We start from the raw sequence: 25,821 nt of genomic DNA, 5'->3' as shown, positions 1-25,821 counted from the left end.
CACGCACACGCAGCCCACGGCTGCCCTTACCTTTCTTTACCTCATCTTTACCTTGCCCACCCTCATGCCACCGCCACCGGCTGCCGATAATGAAGCATCGATCATCATTACCCGTGGCGAGCTCATGATGGATATCAACAAGACAAATGCAGTGACCAGCAGCAGTACCAGCAAACTGCCACTTAGTAACCGGCAGAATGGCAAGACGGCGCTGGATGCCAAGGATGGCAAACAGGAGCAGCTATCGCCCTCCACGGTGGTTCGCCTGCAAAATGCCGGCAAGGCCACTGACAGTGCCAGCGCAGAAAGCAGCAGCACTGGCGAGGACAACCCGCCTTCGGCCGTCAAATCCTTCACCTACGGCGTACTGAATCTGCCGGACCCAAGCGCCACCGCTCCGGCGGTCGAGACCAGCAGCGCAGACAATAGTTACTTCACCGCCGGCCGCTGGGCCGCTGCCGCCGTCACCGTGGGCACACTGGTTTCATTAGTGGTGTAGGGCTGGCCTATGCGGTTTTCCGCAGCAGCGTCCCACCGGCTGTTGCCAGGCCCCCACACTTACCCTGATCCTGCCGGCAGGCAGTAGGGAGCCAGCGGGCAAGGCGTTATGCTGTGCCTTCCTCCCTGCACCCTGCCACCATGATTGCCACCGAGACACTGTGCTTTGTGCTGCTGCCGCAGTTTTCCATGCTGGGTCTGCTCTCGGCCATCGAACCCTTGCGCGCGGCCAACCGCTTTCATGCCGATGCCTATCGCTGGCGTTTGCTGAGCCGGGACGGGCAGGCGGTCTGTGCCAGCAATGGCATGGAGCTGCAAGTGCAAGGCTGCTGGGGAGATGCGGAGCACGCCACTACCGTACTGGTGGTGGCCGGTTTCAACCCGCTGGCGCATTGCACGCCGGCACTGCTGGGCTGGCTGCGCCAGCTCGACCGGCGAGCTGTGGCACTGGGAGGCATCGACACTGGCAGCTTTATTCTGGCCGAGGCCGGCTTGTACCGGCAGCAGCGCCTGACCCTGCATTGGGAGGCGGTGCCTGCGTTTCGCGAACGCTATCCACAGCTGAAAGTCAGCCAGGAGCTATACGAACTGGACGGGCTGCGGCTGAGCTCGGCGGGTGGCACGGCATCCATCGACATGATGCTGGAGCTGATTGCCAGACGGCATGGCCATGCCCTGGCCATCCAGGTGAGCGAGCAGTTTGTGCTGGGCCGTATCCGCGACAAGAAAGACCACCAGCGCCTGCAGGTAAGCGAGCGCTACGGCGTACACAATCACAAGCTGGTACACGCCATCAGCCTGATGGAAAGCCAGCTGGAACAACCCTATCGCTGTGATGATCTGGCCGGGCAGGTCGGCATCACCCGTCGTCAACTGGAGCGATTGTTCCGCGCCCAGCTGGGCGATACCCCCAGCGGGTTTTACCTGCGGCTGCGGCTGCAGGGTGCACGCCGGCTATTGCGTCAGAGTGAACTGAACATCATGGAAATCAGCGTGGCCTGCGGCTTTGATTCAGCCAGCTACTTTGCCCGCGCCTATCGCAAGCTGTTCGGCTGCGCTCCCAGCCTGGATCGCCGCGAGCCACACGCCGGCAACTAAGGTCGGACAGGCAGTGCAATGTGCCGGCCATGTTCCGGCAGCGGCAAACTGGCCTGCTCCGCCGCCATGGCGGCAAGGCGCGCGGCGACCTCGGCGGCGAAGGGGGCGGACCTGCCCTGCCGGGCATCCACATGCAGCAACATCTGCTCGCACAGGGCGGCCGGCTGCATTTCCTCGCCACGGTAGAGCAACAGCATGATGTGCAGCCGCTTGGCATCATGGCCCAAGAGCCGCCACTCCACCCGCAGCGCAGCGCCCTGCTTCAGCTCCTGCAGATAATTCAGATGCACTTCCACGGTATAAACCGAGTGCCCGCTACGCGCCCTGCCTGCTTCGTCCAGCCCGATGGCATCGATCAGGGCGTCGCTGGCATGGCTGAACAGCAACAGGTAATAAGCATCGCGCATGTGGCCGTTGTAATCGACCCATTCGCTACGGACATGATCCCGGTACAACAAGGGCAGGCTGCTCATGGTGCTCTGGCTTTCAGACTGGGCCGGGGCGCATCGTCCCCGGCCAGGGTTGATCAATAGCCTGGCGGCAGGCCATGGCGCTGTCGCGCCTCTGCCACGGCCTGCATGATGCTCAGCAGGCAATCATCGCGATAGGCTTCCAGCGCCAGGATACTGCGCCCGGCCTGTTGCTGCTGGCAACCTTCCACCACCCGCTCGATCAGGGTCTCGGTCAGCTCCGGCGCAGGTAGCCGGGTCCAGGGCAGCTGTAATGCCGGGCCAAACTGCTGCATGAAATGGCGCATGCCGGCTTCCCCACCGGCCAGGGTATAGGTCTGGAAACTGCCCATGAAGGCCCAGCGCAAACCTGCCCCGAAGCGGATGGCGTCGTCGATCTCCCCGGTGCTGGCCACACCGTCGTTGACCAGATGCAAAGCCTCGCGCCACAGCGCCTCCAGCAGGCGGTCGGCAATGAAACCGGGCACTTCCTGACGCACCAGCAGCGGCTGCATGCCCAGCCCGGCATACACCTGCATGGCCGCCGTCAGTGCCTGCGGGTCGGTATGCTGCCCGCCCACCACCTCCACCAGCGGCAGCAGATAGACCGGGTTAAAGGGGTGACCCACCACGCAGCGCTGCGGCAACACGGCGCTGCGGTAAAACTCGCTGGGCAGCAGACCGGAAGTGGAAGAGGCAATCAGCACATCCGGCGCAGCCGCCTGGCTGATCTGCTGGTGCAGCGCCTGTTTTAGCTCCAGCCGCTCCGGCGCGCTCTCCTGGATAAAGTCCGCTGCAGCCACGCACTCTTCAACAGTAGCGACAAAGCGCAAGCGCTCGGGAGAGGCACCGCTGGCCAGGCCGCGGCGCTGCAGGGCCGGCCAGGCATTGGCGATATTGGCGCGCAAGCGTGCTTCTGCGCCGGGTGCCGGGTCCCAGGCGATGACATCGCGCCCGGCGGCTAGTGCGCGGCTGACCCAGCCACTGCCAATGACACCCACGCCGAGCGCCGCCAAGGTGTTGATTTCGGTCCGGTAAGTCATGTCATTCCTTTCCGCCGCGCGCCGGCAAGCCCAGTTTGCGCCGGCCTTCTGCCGGGGTGAGCACCCTGGCACCCATCAGCTCGACCAACTGGCGCGCACGCTCCACCAGCGCGCCATTGCTGGCAAACACGCCCTTGTCCAGGTAGAGGTTGTCTTCCAGCCCCACCCGTACATTGCCGCCCAGCAACACCGCCTGCGCCACCATGGGCATTTGCTGGCGGCCAATGCCAAAGCCGGCCCATTGCGCTCCGGCTGGCAGGCTGTCCACCATGGCTTTCATGGTGGTGGTATCGGCGGGAGCGCCCCAGGGAATGCCCAGGCATAGCTGGAACAGCGGCGGGGCATCCAGCAGCCCTTCGGTCAGCAGCTGCTTGGCAAACCACAGGTGGCCGGTATCGAACACTTCCAGCTCGGGCTTGATGCCCAGCTGCTGGATACGCGCCGCGCCGGCCCGCAATTGCGCCGGCGTGGACACATAGATGAAATCGCCATCGCCAAAATTGAGCGTGCCACAGTCCAAGGTGCAGATTTCCGGGCGCAGCTCTTCCACATGGACCAGCCGCTCCAGTGGGCCGACCAGATCAGTGCCAGGGCCAAACTGCAACGGCTGTTCGCCAGCACCGATCTGCAGATCGCCCCCCATGCCGGCAGTGAGATTGAGGATGATGTCCACGCCAGCGGCGCGGATGTGCTCGACCAGCTCGCGGTACAGCGCAGGATCGCGGCTGGCCTTGCCGGTGGCCGGATCACGCACATGGCAGTGCGCGACCGTAGCACCGGCGCGTGCCGCCTCGATGGCCGCATCGGCGATCTGGCGCGGGGTGACGGGAATGGCCGGATGGCGGCCCACGGTATCCCCTGCACCAGTGACGGCGCAGGTGAGGATGACTTCATGATTCATGCCGGACTCCACAGCAGGAGAAAAGGGAAGCAAGGGGCTTATCGCGCCAGATAGGATTTCACGGCCGCCAGTCCCGGCTTGCCGTCAAAGGTGGTGACACTAGCCAGCCAGCTGTCCAACGCCTGCGGATGACTACGCAACCACTGGCGGGCGGCCTGTTCCGGCTTCACCTTTTTCATGATGGGTTCCATGACATGGTTTTCCATGTCGGTGGTGAAACGCAGCTGACTGACCAGCCGGCCGGCATTGGGGCAGCGCTGCAACCAGTCATTCGCCACCACGGTATACACCTTGGAACCGCCAAAATCGGGGCCGAACTGCTTGTCACCGCCAGTGAGATAGGTCAGCTGCATCAGGAAATTCATCGGATGCGGCTCCCAGGCCAGAAATACCACGGGCCGCTTCTGCCGCACCGCCTTGGTCGCTTCCACCAGCATGCCGGCCTCGCTGGATTCCACCAGCGTGAAACCGCCCAGGCCGAACTCGTTGTCGGCAATCATTTTCTTGATCTGGGCATTGCCCTGGCTGCCCGCTTCAATACCGTAGATCTTGCCACCCAGCTGCTCGCGGAAGCGGGCGATATCGGCAAAACTGCGCAGGCCTTGCTGGGCGGCATAGCTGGGCACGGCTAGGGTGTATTTGGCCCCTTCCAGATTGGGAACAGGCAGCACCTGCAGCGCCTTGGCCTGGATGAAGGGGGTAATCGCCGGGGTTTGCGACGGGTCCCAATAACCCAGATACACATCCAGCTGTTTGTTTTTCAGCCCGGAAAACACGATGGGTTCAGAGGCGATCTGCTTGGCCGGCAGATAACCCAGGCCCTGCAGCACCACGCTGGCCAGCCCGGTGGTAGCCGCAATATCCGTCCAGCCCACATCAGCAAACCGGACATTCCGGCAGCTTGCCGGTTCTGCCGCCAGTGCGCCCTGCATCGATAGCGCCATACAGCCCAGCGCCAACCAGCCTTTGCTTTTGTTCATGTCTCCACTCCCGTCAGAATGTCGGTCCCGGGCAGGCACCCGGTCATCCTTGCCTGCTAAGCAAGTCAGGCTAAATCTAACGGCTTGTGACAGCGACACAGCGTACTGTGGCGACATTTGCGGCGACACCAGCGACAGATGTCGCTGCGCCTGGCGAAACCTGCCTGCTGCTGTTTAGCGCCGGGCAATCAGCACGATGCCGGCGCCCACCAGCAGCATGCCCGCCAGTTCGCGGCTGGCCGGCCATTCGCCCAGCTGGCTGGCCGCCATGGCCACGGCCAGTACCGGAATCACCAGCGCATTGAAGCTGAGCGTGCTGGCCGGCAGCCGCTTGAGCAACCACAGCCAGGCCAGCCAGCCCACGGCGCTGGACAACACCCCGGCATACAAGAGGCCCAGCACAAAACCAGCCGACCAGCGGATATGGGCGAAATCCGCCCACGGCCACAAGGCAAGAATCGGCAACAGGCCGATCAGCGCCTGCCAGGCGGAAAAATTCAGGCTGTCCATGCCGCCATCCCGTGTCGCCCGCTTGCTCAGCACCGATCCCAGCGCCCAGAAGAAACCGGCCAGCACTGCCAGCAGCATCGGCAGCACCCCGCCATGCAGCTGCCAGGGCGCCACGATCAGCATCAGGCCGGCAAAGCCGGCAGCCAGCGCCTGTCGGGCACGGCGAGTAAACGGCTCGGCCAGCAGCCAGCGCGACAGCAGCGCCACCCAGAACGGCATGGTGAACACCAGCACCGAGGTACGCCCGGCGGCCCCGGCGACCAGCGCCAGCGTAATGGACAGGCTGTACATACAGGTAGTGCTCAGCCCCACCTGCGCTGCCTGCGCCAGCCGCTGCGGCCGGATGGCCCGGCCACGCGCCAGCAACACGCCAAACAGAGTCAGGCTGCCCAGCGCAGTGCGCAGAATCAGGTGGGTAATGGGCGTGGTGGCCTGCAGCGTCTGCTTCATCACCACGTAGTTGTAAGCCCACAGCAGCACCAGTGCGCAGAACAGGGCCATGGGCAGCCAGCGGGCGGTGCTGGCGCTACGGAAAAAAGACGGGGTCAGTACGGCGCTGGATGTGGACATGGTGCATCTCCTGAAGATGCAGCCAGTGTAGGCAGCACTGCAGCTTGCGCCGCTGCGTTTTACTGCGCCAGAATGCACGCAAACTGATGATTTTGAATATGCAATGCAGGAATACTGATATGGCCGAAGACAAACAGCTGGACAGCTACGATCGCAAACTGCTGGCCCTGCTGCAGGATGATGCCCGCCGCACCCACGACGAGCTGGCCGAGGCCGTCAGCCTGTCGCCCACGGCGGTCACCCGGCGGCTGAAGCGGCTGCGCAGCGAAGGCATCATCCGCCGCGAAGTGGCACTGGTAGACCCGGCGGTACTGGGACGGCCATTACGGCTGGTGGTGAATGTGATTCTGGAACGCGAGCGCATTGCGCTGGTGGATGCCTTCAAGCAGGCTATCCGCGCCGCGCCGGAAGTAGTGGAGTGCTACCACGTGACCGGGCGGCCGGACTTTGTGCTGGTGGTACTGGTGCGGGACATGGGCGATTACGAACGCTTTTGCCGCGAGCACATCATGAGCAATGACAATGTGCGCGAGTTTGAATCGCTGGTGGTGATGGAAACCACCAAGTACAGCACCGCCGTTCCACAAGACACGGCGGGCGAAGCGGGCTGAACCTGCTTGAGCCGCAGCCCCGCGCTGCCGGCTAGCCCTCGTGCAGCAGCGCGTGCTGGATTTCCGACAGTGCCTGCGGCACGCGCATAAAGTTAAGTGGCATGCCCAGCCGCCGCGCCATGTGCGAGGTGGAGAACATACCGCACAGCTGGTAATGGCCAGTGTTCAGATCCAGCTCGGCCACCAGCGCATGCTGTCGTCCCTGTTGCTTCAGCGTGGCTACCATGTGGCCGACGGTGGCGTGCTGCACATCGGCCAGCGACAGCATTTCCAGCTCGTTGCGCGGCGTCATCACATCACGCACCAGCACTTCGCCGTGACGCTTGCCATGCTCCAGCATGCACTGCACCGGGCGCTCGCCCAGGATGTCGGATGCGGTGATCAGGCCCACCAGCCGGCTGTCTTCGTCTTGCACGAACAACAGGCGGATACCACGGCTGATCATCAGATTATGGGCGTGACGCAGGATTTCATCCTCGCCTATGCTCACCGGGTCGATGATGCGCAGATCTGTCATCACCTCCAGTGCCGGGCTTTTCAGATTGATGGGGCGCAGTGGACGCTGGTCCAGATGCACCAGGTCGGTATGTTTGGGCATGGCCATGGATGGCAGCGCTTGAAATGAAGTTTCCATGTGACTCTCCAGCTGGATCGATGTTGTTGTCTGGCTAGGCGGCGAGGCCTGGTCACAGTGGCGCGGCAGGCGGGCTGACACGTCGCTGACGGGCTGAACCGTGGCTGTCTCCCCCACCCCGGTCCAGATTTCATTCTAGGCAGGATTTTCCGGATGCAAGGCCGCGCTTGCACTCAAGCTGCAAATTAATGTTGCGGCGCGGCCTGCCGACCCCGCCCGGCAGAGCATTCTGCTTAGCGTGCGGCAAGTTGAAACTGACAAACAAAAACCGCCCCGAAGGGCGGTTTACTTGGCTGGCACGGTAGCCTGCCGGGGTCACATCTGCATGATGGCTTCCAGCTCTTCCACCGTTTTCGGAATCGGCTCACCCAGCACACGGCTGCCGCAGTCGGTCACCAGCACATTGTCCTCGATGCGGATGCCGCCAAAAGCGGTCATCTCGGCAAAGCGCGCATAGTTGATGTACTGGCTGTGGCGGCCTTCGGCCTGCCAGGCAGCAATCAGTGCCGGAATGAAATAAATGCCCGGCTCCACCGTCAGCACCATGCCGGCTTTCAGCGCCTTGCCCAGCCGCAGATAGCCCATGCCGAACAACGGGCTGCGCTGCACCGTGTCGTCATAGCCCACCAGATCCTCGCCCAGGCCTTCCATATCGTGCACATCCATGCCGATCTGATGCCCCAGTCCATGCGGGAAGGCAATGGCATAGGCACCGGACTCGACAATCTCCTCCACCGGGCCGTGGAAGAAACCCAGCTCGCTCATGCCCTGCACCATCACCTGCGCTGCCAGCTTGTGCACGTCCAGATAGCGCACGCCGGGCTTGATGGCGGCGATGGCCTGCAGCTGCATGTCCAGCACGATGTTGTACAACTCGCGCTGCTGCTGGTTGAAACGCCCACCTACCGGGAAGGTACGGGTGATGTCGCTGGCGTAGCCGCCACCGGAGGTACAGCCGGTGTCGTTCAACACCAGATCACCCTTTTGCAGCACATTGTCGTGGGCATGGTTGTGCAGCACCTCGCCGCGACGCGAGAAGATGGACGGATAAGCCAGCTGCCAGTCGTGGCGGCGCATGATGCCCTCCATGATGCCCACAACTTGGTGTTCCACCACGCCGGGGCGCGAGGACTGCATCGCCGCCACATGCATGGCACCAGTCACCGCCAGCGCGGCTTCCATTTCGGCCACTTCCTCGGCGCTCTTGATTTCACGCAGTGCCACCACGGCACGGGTCAAGGCGGGGGAAAAACCTGCCGCCACTTCCGCCGGATGCACCTTCAGCAGACGGCCCAGTTCCAGCCTGGTTTCACCGCGATACGGGGCCAGGTAATGGATGGGACGCCCGGCAGCTTGCGCGGATGCCAGCACCTGTTCCAGCGCGGCATAGGGCTGGCTGTGGCTGATGCCGGCGCGCGCAGCGCGCTCGGCCAGCGTGGGCAGCGGACCGGTCCACACGATGTCTGCCACGTCCGGATCATTGCCAAACAAAGTGGTGGTGCCAGCGGCCGTGTCGATCAAGGCGGCCATGCCCGGCTGGTTCTGGCCAAAGAAGTAGCGAAAGCTGGAATCCTGCACGAAGGGAAAGATGTTGTCGTGGTAGTTCATCGGCGAATCCACATTGCCGACGAACAGCAGCAGGCTGCCTGACAAAGACTGTTGCAGCGCGGTACGGCGCTGCTGATAGGTGGCGGCAGAAAACATCTTGTTCACTCCTTTTTCAACCATGTCAGCCGTGCTTATCGCACCCGGCCGGCATTTTATAGCCGATATGGCGCTGACTGGAAAATTGTATACAGAATGACCACTGTACACGGCAGGCCGGAACATGACCAGCTTGCCGCCAGAATTGTACTGGCACAGACCCAGCCCAGTACCGGCGTCACCGCACAGGCCTCGCTCGAGACCTCCTCCCTGCTCATCCAAAAACCATTGCAACCATTAACAATAAAGTCGTGAATTTATGGCTTTACTTAAAAGAAAATCCCCGCCCATCAAGTGAACTTTCTTTGCCGGTCCGGATGACTGTGCCATTAAAGTAGCCCAGTCCCGAGCATCCCAATACACATAAGTAATGATTAAATACCTAATAATATTTATTTTGACTGTATTGGCCAGTCCGGCATCGGCTCTCTGTACCGTCGCCACCGGTAGCAGCATCACCCTGCCGAATATCGCCTTTGCCCGCGACATCCCGGTCAATAGTCAGCTGGGCGGCGATACGGTCTCGTCAACTGGCCTGCAGTTCAACTGCGACCGCAACGATGTCAATAGCAAGGAACTGGGCGTCAAGCTCAACACCGGCAGCTACATCACCATGATCAATGGCCGCAGCGTATTCAGCACCAATGTGCCGGGCGTAGGCTATGCAGCCGGCTTTGCCATCAGTGCGCCAGCGAGCTGTGCGCAGGGCCCGGTCTGGGTCGATGGCAGCAATACCGGCGATGGCAATATCCGCAACCGGCTGATCTGCAACAGCAGTGGCGTGCAAACCCAGCTTGCAGGCACCTTCTATCTCGCCTTTTACAAGACCGCCCCCAGCATTGGCAGCGGAACAGTCCACCTCACGAATGCCGTGAGCGCCATTTTGCGCCTGGGCGGCGTCTGGCTGCCCAATCTCACCCAGCCAGGGGACACGGTCTTGCGCGTCAACACCTTTTCCCTGGCAGCCACCACCTGTTCGCTCAGCGGCATCAACCCCACGACAGTCAGCCTTCCTGCCCTCAGCTACAACACGCTGCCGACGATAGGCAGCTTGGCCGGCACCACACCGTTTGCCATTGCCATCAATTGCCCGGCCGCCACCCGGCTATACATCACCTTCACCGACAACAACAATATCGGCCAGACCAGCAACATCCTCGCCCTGGGCAGTGGCTCCACCGCCAAGGGTGTCGGCCTGCAATTGGCCTACCAGGGCAGCACCATCAGTTTTGGCCCCGACTCGGCCGCCTCAGGCAATACCAATCAGCTCTTTCTGGCCAACCTTACCGGCCTGCGCAGCCTTCCCTTTGCTGTCAGCTATATCCGCACCGGCACGGTTAGTCCCGGCAGCCTGTCGGCCACGGCCACCTTTACCCTGTCCTATCAGTAGCAGCCTGCTGCCCTGCACCGCCTGCCGCGGTGCAGAGGATATCTCCAGAACAAGAATCCGAAATCCCTCTGCCCGATATCAGCGCCACTGCAGCGCCCATCAGCACGGCATCAAGGTGTTTTGCAGAATATTCTTCTGATAAATTAAAATTTTCTTAGAAAACATACTGAGCCAGACGACTAGATTCTGCGGATACGGCCTTGTGCCGCTGCCAGAGGGGGGTTGTCAGGATCATGAAGCATCTGCTCAGTCTGCTCAGTCTATTGCTGCCGACAACGGCGTGGGCGCTCTGCACACCAGCCGCCGGCAGCAGCATTGCCCTGCCGAATCTCACCTTTGCCCGCGACATCCCGCTCAACAGCCAGCTGGGCAGCGATATCGCCTCTACACCCGGCGTACAGTTCAACTGCGACAGCAGTGACAGCAATAGCAAGGAACTCGGCATCAAGATGACCACCGGTGCCTATGTCACCATGATCAACGGCCGCAGCGTATTCAGCACCAATGTGCCGGGTATCGGCTATGCGGCCGGTTTCACGGTCAGCGCACCGGCGAGCTGTTCACGCACTACGGTGTGGGTTGATGGCAGTAATACTGGAGATGGCAATATCCGCAATCGGTTGATCTGCAGCAGCAGCGGGGTACAGACCAAGCTCAGTGGCACGTTTTACCTCGCTTTTTACAAGATAGCCCCCAGCATTGGCACGGGGACAGTTCAGCTCAGCAACAATATCCGCGCCATTTTGCGTCTGGGTGGCACATGGTTGCCCTATCTCACCCAACCGGGGGAAACGCCCTTGCTGGCCAATACGTTTTCTGCCACGGCCACTAGCTGCGCGCTCAGCGGCATCAGTTCCAGCACCATCAGCCTGCCGGTGATCAGTAACAGCGCACTGCCAACGGTGGGCAGCCTTGCCGGCAATACCTCATTTGCCCTTACCATCAATTGTCCGGCCACCACCAAGCTGTACCTCACCTTCACCGACAACAACAATAGCGGCCAGACCAGCGACATCCTCAGCCTGGGTAGTGGCTCCACCGCCAAGGGCGTTGGCTTGCAACTGGCCTATCAGGGTAGCCCCATCAGTTTCGGCCCCGACTCAGCCACGGCAGGCAATAGCGGCCAGCTGGCCCTGGCCCAGTTCGCCGGCCTGGGCAATTTTCCTTTTTCAGTCAGCTATATCCGCACCGGCACGGTTACCCCCGGCAGTGTTTCAGCCACCGCCACCTTCACCCTGTCTTACCAATAAAAAATGGCCGCCTGCTTCATGCTGGGCGGCCATTTTTCTTCAACTACCGGATCAGTTTTTGCTTTGCATCACCGGCGTCATGGCCGGCGTGCTTTTGGGGCGCGCCTTCAAGAGCCAGCTTACGCTGCCACCGGCCAGTACCGCCCACAAGGGTGAACCCAACCCGGCAATGGTGACGCCCGATGCCGCCACCACAAAGGTGAGCAGTGCCGCTTCGCGGTGGCCTTCGTCCATCAGCGCGGCAGTCAGCGAGGAGGCCAGCGTACCAAACAGCGCCAGCCCGGCCGCCGTCACCACCAGCGCCTTGGGCAAGAGCAGCACCAGGCCGGCCAGTGCACCACCGGCAATGCCCAGCACGATATACAGCGCTCCGCACACCAGCCCGGCCATGTAGCGGCGCTGCGGGTCCGGGTGGGCTTCCGGCCCGGTGCAAATGGCAGCGATGATGGCTGCCAGCGTCACACCATGACCACCCAGCGGCGCGGTAATGATGGAAGCCAGCCCCAGCACGGTTACCGGTGAGCGCGCCGGAATGTGATAGCCGGAAGCCGACAACACCGCCATCCCCGGCAGAAACTGGCTGGTGAGTGCCAGCAAGGCCAGCGGCAAGGCCAGATTGACAAAGGCCGTCCACGACCACTGCGGCATGGTAAACAGCGGACCGCTGCTGCCCTGCCAGCTGGCCGCCGTGCCATACATGCCCTGCCAGCCAGCCAGCGCTAGCCCCAGGCCAATGGCGGCCAACAGCGCAAAGCGCGGAAACAGCTTGCGGCCAATGAAAAACAGCACCGTCATCGGCACCACCAGCAGCGCCTGCTGGCTGGCGGCCCCGGCCACATCAGCGACAAAGTGAAACAGAATGCCCGCCAGCATGGCCGCCGCCAGTGAAGCCGGGAAAATCTTCATCAGCTTGTCAAAAGCACCACTCACCCCGACCAGGGTGACAATGACGGCAGCAGCCAGAAATGCCCCCACTGCCTCGCCATACGGTACGCCGGGTAGCGCTGCCAACAGCAGCGCCGCACCCGGCGTGCTCCAGGCGGTAATCACCGGCACGCGCCAGCGCAGGGTGAGCCAGATACCGGCCACGCCAGAGGCAATGGACACCGCCCACACCCAGGAGCCAAGCTGGGCCGCGCTCAGCCCGGCGGATTGGGCGGCGTGCACAATAATAAGAAAGGGGCCGGAATACCCCACCAGCAGTGCAAGCACTGCGGCAAGGCCGGCCGAAGGCGAGAAATGCGACCAGCTGAACGGCACACGATCAGCATGCGGCGGGCTGGCAGGAGACTCTCGCGGGGAAAGGGTGGACATGGATGAGTTCCTTGATGCGTCAATGCACACAGGGTAAGCGATGGCGATTCGTCTGCCTTCCCACACCCGGTGCAAACAGCGTAGACTGGGTTGAATCTGTTATATAGAACAGCGATGACCGATCTTCCGCTTTATCTGCATATCGCCCGCCAGTTGCAAGCCCGGCTGGACAATGGCGAATGGCCACCGGGCAGTCGCCTGCCGGCGGTGCGTCAGCTGGCAGCCGAACACGGGGTCAACACCCTGACCGCGCTGGCGGCCTATCGCCACCTGGAAGAACAGCAGCGCGTGGTAGCGCGGCCGCGCAGCGGCTTTTTTGCCGCGCTGCCGCGCCATGTGGCAGCCGGCAACATCACCCAGCCCGGCCCCACCGCCGCCGCACTGGTGGATGTGGACAGCCGCATGAGCAATCTGATTCGTCTGTCGGCCTCATCCATCCGCCAGCAACTGCACATGGCCGAGGCCCACCACAGCCTGTATCCGGCACAGGAACTGGCACGGCGCATGCAAATGCGGTTGGCGCGCCAGCCGGAGCTGATTGGCGCCTACCTGCCCACCGCCGACCAGCAACAGCTGCAGCAGCAGATACGGCGGCTGGCGGCTGGCTGGCAGCTGGACATCCCGGCGGACCAAATCCTGTTCACCCAGGGCATTACCGAAGCCATCAGCCTGTCGCTACGCTTGCTCACCCGGCCGGGCGATGTGGTGGCGGTGGAAACCCCGGTGTACTTCGGCCTGCTGCAAACCCTGCAGATGCTGGGGCTGAAGGCGCTGGAGATTCCCTGCACGCCGGATGCCGGCCTGTCGCTGGAAGCACTGGAATTCGCCCTGCGCCACGGCGCGCCGGTGAAATGCCTGGTGACGGTGACCAACTTCCAGAACCCCACCGGCGCGCTGATGCCGGACGACAACAAGAAACGCCTGCTGCAACTGGCGCGTCGTCACGGCCTCACCATCATCGAGGACGATGTATTCGGCGAACTGTATTTCGGCAGCCAGCACCCTAGCCCGCTCAAGGCCTGGGACCGCGACGGCGAGGTGATCTACTGCTCGTCCTTTACCAAGAGCTTTGCCCCGGCCTTCCGCTTGGGCTGGCTGTCCGGTGGCCGCCACCATGCCGCGCTGGAGCGGCTGCGCGAGAGCAGTAGCCTGGTCAGCCCGGCCATCTTGCTGGCGGTGTTGTCCGAGGTGCTGGCCAGCGGCGATTACGCCCGCATCAGCCAGCGCATCCGCCAGCAATTGAAGCAGCAGATGGAACAACTGAGCGACGCGGTGCTGGACGCCTTTCCACGCGGCACCCGCGTACGGCGGCCACAGGGCGGCATGCTGCTATGGGTGGAAGGACCGGAAGGGCTGGACAGCCAGGCCTTGCTGGAGGCAGCGCTCTCCCGCTCCATCAGCTTTGCTCCCGGCCTGGTGTTTTCCGCCGAGCCGCGTTTTGGCCATTGCCTGCGCATCAATTGCGGCCTGCCCTGGTCCACCCAGCTGGCCGAGGACATCCACCTGCTAGGCTGGCTGGCAGGTGAGCAACTGGCAGGACGTGGCTGATGGACAGCGTGGATTGCGTGGTGATCGGTGCGGGCGTGGTGGGCTTGGCGATTGCCCGCCAGCTGGCCATGGCCGGGCGCGAGGTGCTGATCTGCGAGGCCGAAAGCCAGATTGGCCAGCATTGCAGCAGCCGCAACAGCGAAGTGATCCACGCCGGCCTCTACTACCCCAGCGGCAGCCTGAAGGCCCGGCTGTGCGTGCAGGGCCGCGATCTGCTGTATCGCTACTGCGCCGAGCGGCACATCCCGCACCAGCGCATCGGCAAGCTGCTGCTGGCCGACACCGCCGCCGATATGCCGCGCTTGCAGGACATTGCCCGACGCGCCGCCACCAATGGCGTGCACGATCTGCAATGGCTGGATGCCGCCGGGGTGCGGGCGCTGGAGCCGGCGCTACACGCCCATGCCGCCTTGCTGTCGCCATCCACCGGCATCATCGACAGCCACGCGCTGCTGCAAGCCCTGCTGGCCGATGCCGAAGCCCACGGCGCACAGCTGGCCTGCCATTCCCCGCTCAGCCGTGGCCGGGTGCTGGCGGATGGCATGGAACTGGAGATTGCCGGCATCACCATCAAGGCCAGATCTGTCATCAACGCGGCCGGGCCGTGGGCAGCGTCCGTTGCCGCCAGCATCGTCGGCGTTCCACGTGAAACCATCCCGACGGCCCATTATGCGCGTGGCGTGTATTTCAGCCTCAGTGGCCGTTCGCCGTTCTCGCGGCTGATTTATCCGCTGCCGGAAGCGGGCGGGCTGGGCTGCCACCTGACGCTGGATCTGGCCGGCCAGGCGCGCTTCGGCCCGGATGTGGAATGGATAGACAGCGTGGACTACCGGCTGGACCCAGCCCGTGCCGCTGCTTTTTATCACAGCATCCGCCAGTGGTGGCCGCAGCTGGCGGATGGTGCGCTGCAACCGGGCTATGCCGGGGTGCGCCCCAAGCTGGCAGGGCCGGGCGAGCCGGATGCCGACTTTGTCATCCAGGGGCCGGCCGAGCATGGCGTGACAGGCTTGATCAACCTCTACGGCATCGAATCTCCCGGCCTGACCAGCTGCCTGGCACTGGCCGAGGCGGTGACTGCCATGGCCAATCAACACAGATGAGACAGACATGAGCGACAGCCCCACCCTGCACTCCATCAATCTGGCAGCGGTCAGCCCCATGCTGATCGAGGGCCGCCGCATCATGAGCGGCATCAACAAGCTGCCGGTCAGCACCCTGCTCCACCCCACGGCCATTGCCGTGGGCAAGCTGGGACTGGCGGGCGACGAGCAGGCAGACCCCACGGTACATGGCGGTCTGGCCAAGGCCATCTACGCCTATCCGCTGGAGCATTACCCGTTCTGGCAGCAAGCCTGCCAGCAGCATGGTTCGCGCCATGCCGGCAGCACATTGCACCACGGCATGCTGGGAGAAAACCTCACCATCAGCGGCCTGCTGGAGCAAGATGCCTACGTGGGGGATGTGCTGGAATTTGCCGATTGCCAGCTGCAGATTACCGAGCCGCGCCAGCCCTGCTTCAAGTTCCAGGCGCACATGGACATGCGCCTCGCGGTAAAGCTGATGGCGCAAAGCGGCCATTGCGGCTTTTATCTGGCGGTATTGCAAACGGGCACGCTGCAGGCTGGCGAGCGCTTTCGCATCCTGCCCGGCCCGCGCCAGCTGAGTATGGCCGAAGCCTTCCGCCGCAGGCTGCACCGGCTGGACTGAAAAGTGGCTCATACAGACGGCATTTGGCGAAATGCGCCGCTCATGTAGAATCGGACAGCCTCCAACACCGCTGCATACAGACAACGACCCACCACCATGATCATTCTCAATCAGCGCCAGCAAGAGCTGCTGGGCATCGTCCATCGCGAAAGCTATGTCACCGTGGAAAAGCTGGCTGCCCATTTTGGCGTCACCCACCAGACCATACGCCGCGACATTGCGCTGATGGCAGAACACCAGTTGCTGCAACGCTATCACGGCGGTGCCAGCGTGCTGTCCAGCGTGGAAAACGTGGCCTACAACGCGCGCCAGGTACTGTGCATCGAGGAAAAACGCCGGCTGGCCGAGCTGCTGGCCAAGCAGATTCCCGACAATGCCTCCTTGTTCATCAATATCGGCACCACCACCGAAGAAGTGGCCAAGGCGCTGCACCGCCATCGCGGCCTGCGGGTGATCACCAACAACCTGCACGTGGCCGACATGATGTGCGACTACCCGGATTGCGAAGTCATCGTGCTGGGCGGCGTACTGCGCAAGCGCGACCGTGGCATCACCGGCGAGGCCACGGTGCAGCTGATCCGCCAGTTCAAGGTGGATTACGGCATCATCGGCATTTCCAGCATCGAAAACGACGGCGTGCTGCGCGATTACGACTATCGTGAAGTACGCACCTCGGAAGCCATCATCCAGCAGTCACGCCAGGTATTGCTGGCGGCCGACCACTCCAAGTTTGGCCGCCCGGCACTGGTGGAACTGGGCCATCTGTCGCAGGTGCATGCCTTGTTTACCGACAAGCCGGTGCCGCCGGAAATGGAAGCGGTGATTGCCGAAGCCGGCACCCAGCTGTTTGTGGCCGGCTGATCCTTACGCCCAAGCACCCGCTGTACTACGGAGTCCTGCCATGAAACTGTTATCCCGTCTGTGTCTGTCGCTGGGTGTCAGCGGCCTGCTGTGTTCGGCCCTGGCCCAGGCCGAGCTGGCCAAGGGCGCCGCCGCACCCGACTTTCGCACCGAAGCCTCGCTGGGCGGCAAGCGCTTTCAGTATTCGCTGAACGAAGCGCTGCAGCACGGCCCGGTGGTGCTGTACTTCTACCCGGCGGCCTTCACCAGTGGCTGCACGGTGGAAGCCCACCTGTTTGCCGAGGCGGTGGACAAGTTCAAGGCACTGGGGGCGACGGTGATCGGCGTATCCGGTGATGACATCGAAAAGCTGCAGCGCTTTTCCGTGTCCGAATGCCGCAGCAAATTCCCGGTGGCGGCCGATGGCGAGCGCAAGATCATGAAGGCTTACGATACGGTGATGATTCCCGGCACCAGCTACGCCAGCCGCACCTCCTACGTGATCACCCCGGACCACAAGGTGTGGTACAGCTACAGCGCCATGGACCCCAACCAGCATGTGGCCAATACCATGCAGGCGGTGGAAGCCTGGAAAGCGGCCGGCCACTAGCCCTGCCCGCATGCCTGGCGGATGCGGCTCAGCGGCCGCGTGCCGCCAGCGCCGCCCCGCCGATGATGGCCACACAAGCCAAAGCCAGCGCGCCACTGGGCTGGGCCAGACCACACACCAGCAATAGCAGGGTGGAAATCAGCGGCGCGGCATAGGACAACACCCCCAGCAAGGGCAGATTGCCCTGCTTCATGCCGATATCCCAGGTAAAAAAGGCAAGACCCACCGGCCCCAGGCCCAGGGCCAGCACGCCCAGCCAGGCCGACCACGGCGCGGACCACACCGTGGTTTCGCCATACAGATGGCACAGCCCGCCCAGCAGCGCGGTGCCTGCGCAAAACCAGCCCACCGCATCGGTCGGCACCTGTGCCACCAGCCGGCTGGCCACCGAATACAGCGACCAGATCAGCGCGCACAGCAGCGCCATCAGATAGCCGGGCAGATACTGGCTGGCAAAGCCCCCTTGCCCGCCGCCCAGCAACAACCAGCAGCCACCCAGAGCCAACAGGCCACCCAGCACATGCCAGCGCGACAGGCGATGGCCGGGCAGCATGGCGGAAAACAGCAGAATCAGCAGCGGCCACAAATAAGCCAGCAAGCTCACCTGCACCGCCGGGGCCAGCCGCATGGCCAGAAAATAACAAAAGTGATAACCGAACAGACCACCCACCCCCAGCGCCCAGGCCAATGGCGGCTGGCGTAGAAAGCCGAGCGGCGACTGACCGGCGCGCAGCCATTTGGCCAGCATCAGGCCGAAGGCCAGCGCAAAGGTCATCGCCAGCAACTGGAAAGGCGGAAACACACCGGCAGTCAGCCGGGTCAGCAGGGCCAGACAGCCCCATAACACGATGGACAGACTGCCGATCAAGGTAGCCTGGCGGCGGCTAAGCATGGCAAATACCCGTGATGGAAAGGCAATATGCCAGCTTAATGCGCGGCCACTAGCGCGGCTTTGCCGGGCTGGCGGGCTTATTTGGCAGGATGGCGGAAATGGCTGGGAGCGATACCGAAATGGCGGCGGAAGCGGTCGCTGAAGGCGGACAGGCTGGCATAGCCGCAGTGCTCGGCCACCTGCTGCACCGGCAAACTACCCTGCTCCAGCAACAGCCAGCCATGCTGCATGCGCTGTTCCAGCTGGTACTGGCCGGGGCTCATGCCCAGCTGACGGCGAAACAGCTCGGACAGCTGGCGCACGCTCAGGTGTGCTGCCGCCGCCAGTTGCACCAGGCTGATTTCTTCGGCAAAGCGCGCATCCAGCAGCGCACGCGCCGCTGCCACGCGCCGGTCCAGCTGCAGCCCGGCCCCGGCACGCTCGGCCAGCAATTGCGTCAGCAATAACAACATCTGCCGGCGCCCGTTTTCGCCCGCCTGTGGCCGCTGCAACTCCTCGCGCAAAAAGGCGACATAGGCCAGCAGACCGGCATCCAGCGGCAGGAACGCCGGCAGCTGCGCCAATTGCGGGGCCAGCGCCGTCGGCACATTGGCCACCACAAAGACATTGTCGCCGGGCGCAGCAAAGCCGTGATCGCTACCCGCAGCGATCACCGCCAGTTGCCCGGCCTCGACATGGCCGCCCCGGCCATCGACCTCCAGCTCCAGCCGGCCACGCGCCGGCAACACCAGCTGGTGGTAATCATGCTGGTGCTGCTGGCTTTCCTGCTGATAGCTACGCAGCTCCAGCAACAGGGTATCAGTGGTATGCATGGCGGCATGGTACTGGTTGGCCACAAGGTGGCGTCAAGTTGCAGACAAAAAAATGCCCCACCGTGAAAGGTGGGGCCAGGGGAGGAGACGGGAGCAAGCCCCGATACAACAAGATACGCCAACAACAAACTCGATCACTCAGCCCGGCTGGGTGCCCGCGACTAGCAGCTCAGGCTGGCGCAGGCCAGCGCCGGCACGGTACTGCGCCAGCCAGCCATCCAGGATGGCGCCGGCATCGGCGGGCAAATGCAGCCGCAGCTTGCTGCGCCGCCACAGGATGTCTTCGGCGGTGACCGCCCATTCCTGGTCTACCAGGTAGCTCAGCTCGGCCTCGTACACGCCGGGGAGGATTTCCGCCCCCAGCTCGGCCAGCTTGCTGGCACTGCCAAGCAGCGTGGCCAGACGCGTGCCGTAACTCTTCACATAGCGCTGCAGTACGGCTGCCGGCAACCAGGGGTAGCGCTGCTGGCTGGCCGCCAGGAACGCCGCAGCATCGGCATTCGGCATGTCACCACCCGGCAGCGGCACGCCAGCCGTCCAGGTAGGCTTGCCATTGCCCAGCAGCGGGGCCAGCCGATCCACCGCCTCTTCCGCCAGCTTGCGGTAGGTGGTGATCTTGCCGCCAAACACCGACAGCATCGGTGCCACGTCGGCATCCAGTTCCAGCGCATAGTCACGGGTTACGCTGGAGGCATTGCTGGCTTCGTCATCCAGCAGGGGGCGCACGCCGGAATAAGTGCTGAGCACATCGTCGGGGCCGATCTGGCTGTTGAAATAACGATTGCTCATGCGGCACAGATAATCCACCTCGTCCGCATCGATGGCCACGGCACCGGGGTCGCCGTGGTATTCCACATCGGTGGTGCCAATCAGGGTGAAGTCGTTTTCGTACGGGATGGCAAAGATGATGCGCTTGTCCGGGTTCTGGAAAATATAGGCATAGGGGTGATCGAACAGCTTGTTCACCACGATGTGGCTGCCCTTGACCAGACGGATGGACTTGGGCGACGGCAGCTGCAGGGTGTCTTTCAACAGGCTTTCCACCCAGGGGCCGGCGGCATTCACCACGGCGCGGGCCGCCACCTGCTCACGCTGGCCATCGCTATGCTGTAAGGTGCAAATCCAGCGGCCGTCCTCGCGTCGCGCACCCACGCAAGCAGTGCGGGTGACAATACGCGCGCCATGTTCGGCAGCCGCCATGGCATTGAGCACCACCAGCCGGGCATCCTGCACCCAGCCATCGGAATAGACAAAGCCACGCTTGAATGCGGCTTTCAGCGGCGCGCCGGAAGGGTGACGGTCAAAACTGATGGTTTCCGAGCCGGGCAATACTTCACGCTTGGCCAGGTGGTCGTACAGGAACAAGCCACTGCGGATCATCCACTCCGGACGCTGGGCCTTGTCATGCGGCATGACAAAGCGCAGCGGCCAGATGATGTGCGGTGCGGCCTTGAGCAGCACTTCGCGCTCCTGCAGCGCCTTGCGCACCAGGCCGAATTCGTAATATTCCAGATAACGCAGGCCGCCATGAATCAGCTTGGTACTGGCCGACGAGGTGTGCGAAGCCAGATCATCCTTTTCGCACAGCAGCACGGACAGCCCGCGCCCTGCCGCATCGCGCGCGATGCCGGTGCCATTGATGCCGCCGCCAATCACCATCAGGTCATAGAGTTTCACAGTGCAATCCTCGGTCTTGTCTGCATCCGGCCTGCGCCTGTCGCTACAGGGCAAGAAGGCGGATTCTGCTTGTTGATGCTGCTTAGCATAGAGTCATACGAATACAAATTCAACATGAAATGTTCGTTTGTTTTCGTTTTGTGCGCTGCAATGTGCGTATAGGCCACAATTTTGTTTGCTTCCCCCGCCATCCGCCCTCCCATGGCTGCACCAGGACACATGCGGGAGACAAACAAAGCGCATAAAAAAAGCCACCCGCAGGTGGCTTGCCGGCCCCGAACTTCCGGGGCGACCAGGAGCAAAACAAAATTACAGATGGGTATAGGTCACCGCGGCCAGGGTAGCGCCCAGCAAGGAGCCCACCACCGGCACCCAGGCATAGCCCCAGTCGCTGGAGCGCTTGCCGGGAATGGGCAGCAGGGCATGCATGATGCGCGGGGCCAGATCGCGCGCCGGGCTCATGGCATAGCCGGTGGTACCACCCAGCGACACGCCGATGCCCAGCACCAGCAGCGCCACCGGCAGGGCATCCATCGCCCCCAGCGACATCTTCGGCGCCACCATGCTGAGGATGGCAAACACCAGCACAAAGGTAGCCAGCACCTCGGACAACAGGTTACCCGGCAGGCTGCGAATGGCCGGGCCGGTGCAGAAGGTGGCCAGCTTGAGATCTGCACTGTCGGTGGTTTCGTAATGCTTGCGGTAGATCACCCACACCAGCAGCGCACCCATCATGCCGCCCAGCATCTGTGACAGCACATAACCCGGCACGCGGGCCCATTCGAACTTGCCTGCCACTGCCAGCGCCACGGTCACCGCCGGGTTCAGGTGGGCACCGCTGATGGCGGCCACGCTGAACACACCGACAAACACCGCCATGGCCCAGCCAAAGGCAATCACGATCAGGCCGCTGTTATGACCCTTGGTATTGCTCAGCAGCACATTGGCCACCACACCATTGCCCAGCAACACCAGCAGGGCCGTTCCGATAAATTCACCAAACAAAGGATTCATGGTTTTGTCTCCGCGCCAGGGCTCCCGCTACCGTCCGCTACATTGGCAGACGGCTGCTCTCCCCCGACGCTATTGCCACCACCGCAGGCCGTTGGCGACGCAAGGTCGGCGCACCGGCTGCATGGTGGACACTCAGGAAAATGAAGCACAGCAACCGCCGGACAGATCATCCGGCCTGCCGTCCGCCCGGGCATGGCGGCGGCAGGACAAGGCGGTCAGCTTGCGTCTCAGGATTCAGCCCAGGCCTTGGCTGCGTTGACTGCGCGGTTCCAGCCACGGACATTGCTGCTCACCTCATCGGCAGCCATGTTCTGCTGGAAGCGGCGGTCCAGCTGCCACTGGCCCTGGATATCCGCCACGCCATCCCAGTAACCCACGGCCAGACCCGCCAGATAGGCAGCACCCAGCGCGGTGGTTTCGGTGATTTTCGGACGGACCACATCGACCCCCAGGATGTCGGACTGGAACTGCATCAGCAGTTCGTTGACGGTGGCGCCACCATCCACACGCAGCTCGGCAATCGCCATGCCGGCATCGGCTTCCATGGCCTTGAGCACGTCCATGGTCTGGTAGGCGATGCTGTCCAGTGCGGCACGGGCGATGTGGGCAGCCTTGGTCCCCAGCGTGGCACCGACAATCGTGCCACGGGCATTGGGGTTCCAGTGCGGCGCACCCAGGCCGGCAAAAGCCGGTACCAGGTACACGCCGTCGCTGCTGGCCACTTCCTGTGCCAGCGGGCCGACATCAGCCGAATGACGGATGATGCCCAGGCCATCGCGCAGCCATTTCACCACCGCACCGCCAATGAAGATGGAGCCTTCCAGCGCGTACTGCACTTGGCCATCCACCTTCCAGGCAATGGTGGTCAGCAGATTATTGGAGGATTCAATCGGCTTGCTGCCGGTATTCATCATCATGAAGCAGCCGGTGCCGTAGGTATTCTTCACCATGCCCGGACGGGTGCACTGCTGGCCGAACAGGGCAGCCTGCTGGTCACCGGCTACGCCGGCAATCGGGATTTCCACGCCCAGATGGGCCGCATGGGTGTGGCCATACACTTCGCTGGAGCTTTTCACCTCCGGCAACATGCTGGCCGGGATGCCCATGATGTCCAAGAGCTCGGCATCCCACTGCTGGGTGTGGATGTTGTACAGCATGGTGCGCGAGGCATTGGACACATCGGTGACGTGTACCTTGCCGTGGGTGAAATTCCAGATCAGCCAGCTGTCCACCGTACCGAAGGCCAGCTTGCCGGCTTCGGCGCGGGCACGCGCACCCGGCACATTGTCCAGAATCCACTTGATCTTGCTGCCGGAGAAATAGGCATCCACCGGCAGGCCGGTCTTGTTGCGGATGGCGTCGGCCAGGCCGCGCTCTTTCAGCTGATCGCAAAATTCCGCCGTGCGGCGGTCTTGCCAGACGATGGCGTTGTATACCGGCAGGCTGGTTTCACGGTCCCACACGATGGTGGTTTCGCGCTGGTTGGTAATGCCGATGGCGGCAATGCTGCGGCCATCGATACCGGCCTTGGCCACGGCTTCGGCCGCGACACCGGCCTGACCGCCCCAGATCTCCTGCGGGTCGTGCTCTACCCAGCCCGGCTGGGGGTAGATCTGGCGGAATTCCTTTTGTGCCAGCGAAACGATGTCGCCAGCCTGATTGAACAGAATGGCGCGGGAACTGGTGGTTCCCTGGTCCAGAGCCAGGATGAACTGGTTTTTCATGTGAGGTGTCTCCTTTGCAATCCAAAGGGCCGTTGCAGGCCGAGCGCTTTTTGCTGACTGGTTTTGACGGCATCACCTCAGACCTCTCCAGCGAACTGGCTGGAAAAGCGAGGCAGCAATCTTTGTTATGTTGTTTTTTGTATTTATATTGTTCGTTTTATTTTCGGCCAATTCTAGTTGTCACGATTCAGCTGTCAATCAACACGCATAAAACTTTCGCTGTTTGCTGAAATCCGACCCGCCGTTAGCGGCCAACTGGCCGTTTTGCAGCGCACGATATCGCAAATGACCATGGTCTGTAAGCACCGCACTACAATGATTTGCGCCTTTCTTGCTTTGCAGCAAACCAGGCGTTTTGCCAGACGAGGCAAAATAACAACACCAGACCACCGCAGCGCAAGCAAAACGCGCATGATTCGCACCCGGAAAATTTGTCTACTGACAAGACGGCAACACCCAGACCAAGTACCGGCAAGGTAGCGCAGCCACTACAGCGCGGATGTGGCAGCATGATGCGGAAACAAAGAGAACCTGGCAGGCAACTAGCCTGCAGATCAGGCGCACCAGACAACACCTCACGCCCGCCGGCAGCTCTGGCCGGGCATCGACAAGGACAAGTACATGCTCCGCAATACCAAGATTCTCGCCACGCTGGGACCGGTATCCAGCAGCCCGCAGCAGATCCTGGCGCTGGCACGCGCCGGGGTGAATGTATTCCGGCTCAATATGAGCCACGGCAGCCACGACGATCACCGCGCCCGCCTGGCCGCCATCCGCGCAGCAGAAACCGAAATGGGCCGCCCCATCGGTGTACTGGTTGATCTGCAAGGCCCCAAGCTGCGCATCGGCACTTTCCCGCAAGGCCCAGTCACCGTCAGCACCGGCCAGCCCTACCGTTTTGTGCTTGATCAGGTGGACGGCGATGCCGAGCAGGTCACCCTGCCCCACCCGGAAGCCTTTGCCGCACTGGAACATGGCCATCACATCCTGGTGAATGACGGCAAGCTGTCGTTTCACGTGGAACGCGTGCAGGACCGGGTCATCCACACCACGGTGGCCGTGGGGGGTGAGCTGTCTGACCGCAAGGGCTTCAACCTGCCGCAAACCATCCTGCCGCTGTCCGCCATCACCCCGAAAGACCGCAAGGACGCCCAGTTTGCCCTGCAGGAAGGTGCCGACTGGATCGCCCTGTCCTTTGTGCAAACCGCCGAAGACGTACGCGAATTGCGCCAGATGATAGGCAATAGCGTGGGCATCGTAGTGAAGATTGAAAAGCCGTCAGCGGTGGATCAGCTGGACGAAATTGCCGAACTGGCCGATGCGGTGATGGTGGCCCGTGGCGATCTGGGCGTGGAATTGCCGCCGGAAGACGTGCCGGTGGTACAGCGCCGCATCGTGCACCAGTGCCGCCACCTGGGCCGTCCGGTGATCGTGGCTACCCAGATGCTGGAGTCGATGATTTCCGCCCCCACCCCCACCCGTGCGGAAGCCAATGACGTCGCCACGGCAGTGTATGAAGGTGCCGATGCCGTAATGCTGTCAGCCGAAACCGCTGCCGGAGCCTTCCCGGTAGAAGCGGTGCAGATCATGGACCGGGTCATCCGCCGCGTGGAAGGTGCGCCGGACTACCGCCGGGTGATGGCGCTGGATTACAGCGCAGCCGAGTCTCCCGAGCAGGCCGATGCCATCGCCGCCTGCGTGCGCAAGGTAGCCTCCATCCTGCCGGTCACCGTATCGGCAGCCTTTACCACCTCAGGCTCTACCTGCCTGCGCCTGGCGCGCGAGCGCCCGCATACCCCCATCATGGGCATCTCACCGCGGCTGAGCACCGCCCGCCGCCTGACCCTGGTATGGGGTGTGGTGGCCTATAACGGCCCGGACGCGGAAAACCTGGAAGACATGGTGGTGAAAACCACCTTCTGCGCCACCAAACTGGGCCTGGCCGAACAGGGCAAGCCGATGGTGATCATCGCCGGCGTGCCTTTCGGCACCCCGGGCGCCACCAACCTGCTGCGCATCGTCTACCCCTGATCGGCCTGCTGGCC

24 protein-coding genes are annotated in these 25,821 nt (G+C 62.8%); 11 read left to right on the top strand and 13 right to left on the bottom strand.

Annotated elements, in window-relative coordinates; translation table 11 throughout:
• Nucleotides 1–64 precede the first annotated feature (64 nt).
• The gene (locus tag H2Z84_RS08295) at nucleotides 65–499 is read left to right on the top strand and encodes a hypothetical protein (RefSeq protein ID WP_181835559.1); all 435 of its coding nucleotides are present in this window, start codon (nucleotides 65–67) and stop codon (nucleotides 497–499) included.
• Between the two features lie 113 nt (nucleotides 500–612).
• Nucleotides 613–1,596: a GlxA family transcriptional regulator gene (locus H2Z84_RS08290; RefSeq protein ID WP_309545459.1), complete on the top strand. Its 984-nt coding sequence runs from the start codon at nucleotides 613–615 to the stop codon at nucleotides 1,594–1,596.
• Here H2Z84_RS08290 and H2Z84_RS08285 read toward each other — a convergent pair.
• From H2Z84_RS08285 to H2Z84_RS08265, 5 genes are all read right to left on the bottom strand, one after another.
• Nucleotides 1,593–2,069: a thioesterase family protein gene (locus H2Z84_RS08285; protein WP_181835558.1), complete on the bottom strand. Its 477-nt coding sequence runs from the start codon at nucleotides 2,067–2,069 to the stop codon at nucleotides 1,593–1,595. The genes H2Z84_RS08290 and H2Z84_RS08285 overlap by 4 nt on opposite strands.
• Before the next feature lie 53 nt (nucleotides 2,070–2,122).
• Nucleotides 2,123–3,088: an L-carnitine dehydrogenase gene (locus H2Z84_RS08280; protein ID WP_181835557.1), complete on the bottom strand. Its 966-nt coding sequence runs from the start codon at nucleotides 3,086–3,088 to the stop codon at nucleotides 2,123–2,125.
• A gap of 1 nt (nucleotide 3,089) precedes the next feature.
• Nucleotides 3,090–3,989 carry a 3-dehydrocarnitine:acetyl-CoA trimethylamine transferase CdhC gene (gene cdhC / locus H2Z84_RS08275; RefSeq protein ID WP_181835556.1) on the bottom strand — a complete coding sequence of 300 codons (900 nt, stop codon included), beginning with the start codon at nucleotides 3,987–3,989 and terminating at the stop codon, nucleotides 3,090–3,092.
• A 38-nt stretch (nucleotides 3,990–4,027) separates the two neighbouring features.
• Nucleotides 4,028–4,969, bottom strand: coding sequence for a choline ABC transporter substrate-binding protein (locus H2Z84_RS08270; RefSeq protein WP_181835555.1), 942 nt, complete (start codon nucleotides 4,967–4,969; stop codon nucleotides 4,028–4,030).
• A 174-nt stretch (nucleotides 4,970–5,143) separates the two neighbouring features.
• Nucleotides 5,144–6,049, bottom strand: a complete 906-nt coding sequence (locus H2Z84_RS08265; protein WP_181835554.1) for a DMT family transporter — start codon at nucleotides 6,047–6,049, stop codon at nucleotides 5,144–5,146.
• 119 nt (nucleotides 6,050–6,168) lie between these two features.
• Here H2Z84_RS08265 and H2Z84_RS08260 point away from each other — a divergent pair, with 119 nt between their 5' ends.
• Entirely contained in the window at nucleotides 6,169–6,660 is a 492-nt protein-coding gene (locus H2Z84_RS08260; RefSeq protein WP_103525828.1) for an Lrp/AsnC family transcriptional regulator, read from the top strand.
• A 31-nt stretch (nucleotides 6,661–6,691) separates the two neighbouring features.
• Here H2Z84_RS08260 and H2Z84_RS08255 read toward each other — a convergent pair whose 3' ends face one another.
• The gene (locus tag H2Z84_RS08255) at nucleotides 6,692–7,294 is read right to left on the bottom strand and encodes a CBS domain-containing protein (protein ID WP_181835553.1); all 603 of its coding nucleotides are present in this window, start codon (nucleotides 7,292–7,294) and stop codon (nucleotides 6,692–6,694) included.
• Nucleotides 7,295–7,609: 315 nt separating this feature from the next.
• On the bottom strand, nucleotides 7,610–9,022 hold the full coding sequence (locus H2Z84_RS08250) for an aminopeptidase P family protein (protein ID WP_258869337.1): 1,413 nt from the start codon (nucleotides 9,020–9,022) through the stop codon (nucleotides 7,610–7,612).
• A 373-nt stretch (nucleotides 9,023–9,395) separates the two neighbouring features.
• Between H2Z84_RS08250 and H2Z84_RS08245 the strand changes: the two genes are divergently transcribed.
• Together H2Z84_RS08245 and H2Z84_RS08240 are read left to right on the top strand one after the other, a co-directional pair.
• A complete protein-coding gene (locus H2Z84_RS08245) occupies nucleotides 9,396–10,388 on the top strand; it encodes a fimbrial protein (RefSeq protein ID WP_181835552.1) in 993 nt (330 codons plus the stop codon).
• 233 nt (nucleotides 10,389–10,621) lie between these two features.
• Nucleotides 10,622–11,638: a fimbrial protein gene (locus tag H2Z84_RS08240; RefSeq protein ID WP_181835551.1), complete on the top strand. Its 1,017-nt coding sequence runs from the start codon at nucleotides 10,622–10,624 to the stop codon at nucleotides 11,636–11,638.
• A 51-nt stretch (nucleotides 11,639–11,689) separates the two neighbouring features.
• On the opposite strand, the gene H2Z84_RS08235 is transcribed toward H2Z84_RS08240, so the two are convergent.
• A complete protein-coding gene (locus tag H2Z84_RS08235; RefSeq protein WP_181835550.1) occupies nucleotides 11,690–12,952 on the bottom strand; it encodes a benzoate/H(+) symporter BenE family transporter in 1,263 nt (420 codons plus the stop codon).
• Between the two features lie 114 nt (nucleotides 12,953–13,066).
• On the opposite strand from H2Z84_RS08235, the gene H2Z84_RS08230 reads away from it, so the two are divergent.
• The 5 genes from H2Z84_RS08230 to H2Z84_RS08210 all read left to right on the top strand — a co-directional run bounded on the left by H2Z84_RS08230 (nucleotide 13,067) and on the right by H2Z84_RS08210 (nucleotide 17,657).
• Complete coding sequence (locus H2Z84_RS08230; RefSeq protein ID WP_181835549.1) at nucleotides 13,067–14,500, top strand: aminotransferase-like domain-containing protein; 1,434 nt, start codon at nucleotides 13,067–13,069, stop codon at nucleotides 14,498–14,500.
• On the top strand, nucleotides 14,500–15,600 hold the full coding sequence (locus H2Z84_RS08225) for an NAD(P)/FAD-dependent oxidoreductase (RefSeq protein ID WP_181835548.1): 1,101 nt from the start codon (nucleotides 14,500–14,502) through the stop codon (nucleotides 15,598–15,600). Before H2Z84_RS08230 ends, H2Z84_RS08225 begins: the two co-directional genes overlap by 1 nt.
• Before the next feature lie 7 nt (nucleotides 15,601–15,607).
• Nucleotides 15,608–16,207 (top strand): MOSC domain-containing protein, encoded by a 600-nt coding sequence (locus tag H2Z84_RS08220; RefSeq protein ID WP_181835547.1) that lies wholly within the window; start codon nucleotides 15,608–15,610, stop codon nucleotides 16,205–16,207.
• Between the two features lie 96 nt (nucleotides 16,208–16,303).
• Nucleotides 16,304–17,068: a DeoR/GlpR family DNA-binding transcription regulator gene (locus tag H2Z84_RS08215; protein ID WP_124641675.1), complete on the top strand. Its 765-nt coding sequence runs from the start codon at nucleotides 16,304–16,306 to the stop codon at nucleotides 17,066–17,068.
• Between the two features lie 40 nt (nucleotides 17,069–17,108).
• Nucleotides 17,109–17,657 carry a peroxiredoxin gene (locus H2Z84_RS08210; protein ID WP_181835546.1) on the top strand — a complete coding sequence of 183 codons (549 nt, stop codon included), beginning with the start codon at nucleotides 17,109–17,111 and terminating at the stop codon, nucleotides 17,655–17,657.
• 28 nt (nucleotides 17,658–17,685) lie between these two features.
• On the opposite strand, the gene yddG is transcribed toward H2Z84_RS08210, so the two are convergent.
• The 5 genes from yddG to glpK all read right to left on the bottom strand — a co-directional run bounded on the left by yddG (nucleotide 17,686) and on the right by glpK (nucleotide 23,776).
• Nucleotides 17,686–18,549, bottom strand: a complete 864-nt coding sequence (gene yddG, locus H2Z84_RS08205; protein WP_181835545.1) for an aromatic amino acid exporter YddG — start codon at nucleotides 18,547–18,549, stop codon at nucleotides 17,686–17,688.
• Nucleotides 18,550–18,626: 77 nt separating this feature from the next.
• Nucleotides 18,627–19,361, bottom strand: a complete 735-nt coding sequence (locus tag H2Z84_RS08200) for a helix-turn-helix transcriptional regulator (protein ID WP_181835544.1) — start codon at nucleotides 19,359–19,361, stop codon at nucleotides 18,627–18,629.
• A gap of 138 nt (nucleotides 19,362–19,499) precedes the next feature.
• A complete protein-coding gene (gene glpD, locus H2Z84_RS08195; RefSeq protein ID WP_309545458.1) occupies nucleotides 19,500–21,038 on the bottom strand; it encodes a glycerol-3-phosphate dehydrogenase in 1,539 nt (512 codons plus the stop codon).
• 309 nt (nucleotides 21,039–21,347) lie between these two features.
• Nucleotides 21,348–22,052 carry an MIP/aquaporin family protein gene (locus tag H2Z84_RS08190; protein WP_181835543.1) on the bottom strand — a complete coding sequence of 235 codons (705 nt, stop codon included), beginning with the start codon at nucleotides 22,050–22,052 and terminating at the stop codon, nucleotides 21,348–21,350.
• Between the two features lie 227 nt (nucleotides 22,053–22,279).
• Nucleotides 22,280–23,776 carry a glycerol kinase GlpK gene (gene glpK / locus H2Z84_RS08185; protein WP_181835542.1) on the bottom strand — a complete coding sequence of 499 codons (1,497 nt, stop codon included), beginning with the start codon at nucleotides 23,774–23,776 and terminating at the stop codon, nucleotides 22,280–22,282.
• 621 nt (nucleotides 23,777–24,397) lie between these two features.
• Between glpK and pyk the strand changes: the two genes are divergently transcribed.
• A complete protein-coding gene (pyk, locus tag H2Z84_RS08180) occupies nucleotides 24,398–25,807 on the top strand; it encodes a pyruvate kinase (RefSeq protein ID WP_181835541.1) in 1,410 nt (469 codons plus the stop codon).
• Nucleotides 25,808–25,821: the final 14 nt, after the last annotated feature.

Origin of the sequence: Aquitalea aquatica, from assembly GCF_013911085.1 — a bacterium.
Taxonomy (GTDB): Bacteria; Pseudomonadota; Gammaproteobacteria; order Burkholderiales; family Chromobacteriaceae; genus Aquitalea; species Aquitalea aquatica.
This window is presented reverse-complemented; position numbering and strand designations above follow the sequence as displayed.

Coding starts and splice junctions, on each gene's coding strand:
- H2Z84_RS08295 (WP_181835559.1), top strand. CDS start 65: ATGCCACCGCCACCGGCTGCCGATAATGAAGCATCGATCATCATTACC.
- H2Z84_RS08285 (WP_181835558.1), bottom strand. CDS start 2,069: ATGAGCAGCCTGCCCTTGTTGTACCGGGATCATGTCCGTAGCGAATGG.
- H2Z84_RS08280 (WP_181835557.1), bottom strand. CDS start 3,088: ATGACTTACCGGACCGAAATCAACACCTTGGCGGCGCTCGGCGTGGGT.
- cdhC (WP_181835556.1), bottom strand. CDS start 3,989: ATGAATCATGAAGTCATCCTCACCTGCGCCGTCACTGGTGCAGGGGAT.
- H2Z84_RS08270 (WP_181835555.1), bottom strand. CDS start 4,969: ATGAACAAAAGCAAAGGCTGGTTGGCGCTGGGCTGTATGGCGCTATCG.
- H2Z84_RS08265 (WP_181835554.1), bottom strand. CDS start 6,049: ATGTCCACATCCAGCGCCGTACTGACCCCGTCTTTTTTCCGTAGCGCC.
- H2Z84_RS08260 (WP_103525828.1), top strand. CDS start 6,169: ATGGCCGAAGACAAACAGCTGGACAGCTACGATCGCAAACTGCTGGCC.
- H2Z84_RS08255 (WP_181835553.1), bottom strand. CDS start 7,294: ATGGAAACTTCATTTCAAGCGCTGCCATCCATGGCCATGCCCAAACAT.
- H2Z84_RS08250 (WP_258869337.1), bottom strand. CDS start 9,022: ATGGTTGAAAAAGGAGTGAACAAGATGTTTTCTGCCGCCACCTATCAG.
- H2Z84_RS08240 (WP_181835551.1), top strand. CDS start 10,622: ATGAAGCATCTGCTCAGTCTGCTCAGTCTATTGCTGCCGACAACGGCG.
- H2Z84_RS08235 (WP_181835550.1), bottom strand. CDS start 12,952: ATGTCCACCCTTTCCCCGCGAGAGTCTCCTGCCAGCCCGCCGCATGCT.
- H2Z84_RS08230 (WP_181835549.1), top strand. CDS start 13,067: ATGACCGATCTTCCGCTTTATCTGCATATCGCCCGCCAGTTGCAAGCC.
- H2Z84_RS08225 (WP_181835548.1), top strand. CDS start 14,500: ATGGACAGCGTGGATTGCGTGGTGATCGGTGCGGGCGTGGTGGGCTTG.
- H2Z84_RS08220 (WP_181835547.1), top strand. CDS start 15,608: ATGAGCGACAGCCCCACCCTGCACTCCATCAATCTGGCAGCGGTCAGC.
- H2Z84_RS08215 (WP_124641675.1), top strand. CDS start 16,304: ATGATCATTCTCAATCAGCGCCAGCAAGAGCTGCTGGGCATCGTCCAT.
- H2Z84_RS08210 (WP_181835546.1), top strand. CDS start 17,109: ATGAAACTGTTATCCCGTCTGTGTCTGTCGCTGGGTGTCAGCGGCCTG.
- yddG (WP_181835545.1), bottom strand. CDS start 18,549: ATGCTTAGCCGCCGCCAGGCTACCTTGATCGGCAGTCTGTCCATCGTG.
- H2Z84_RS08200 (WP_181835544.1), bottom strand. CDS start 19,361: ATGCATACCACTGATACCCTGTTGCTGGAGCTGCGTAGCTATCAGCAG.
- H2Z84_RS08190 (WP_181835543.1), bottom strand. CDS start 22,052: ATGAATCCTTTGTTTGGTGAATTTATCGGAACGGCCCTGCTGGTGTTG.
- glpK (WP_181835542.1), bottom strand. CDS start 23,776: ATGAAAAACCAGTTCATCCTGGCTCTGGACCAGGGAACCACCAGTTCC.
- pyk (WP_181835541.1), top strand. CDS start 24,398: ATGCTCCGCAATACCAAGATTCTCGCCACGCTGGGACCGGTATCCAGC.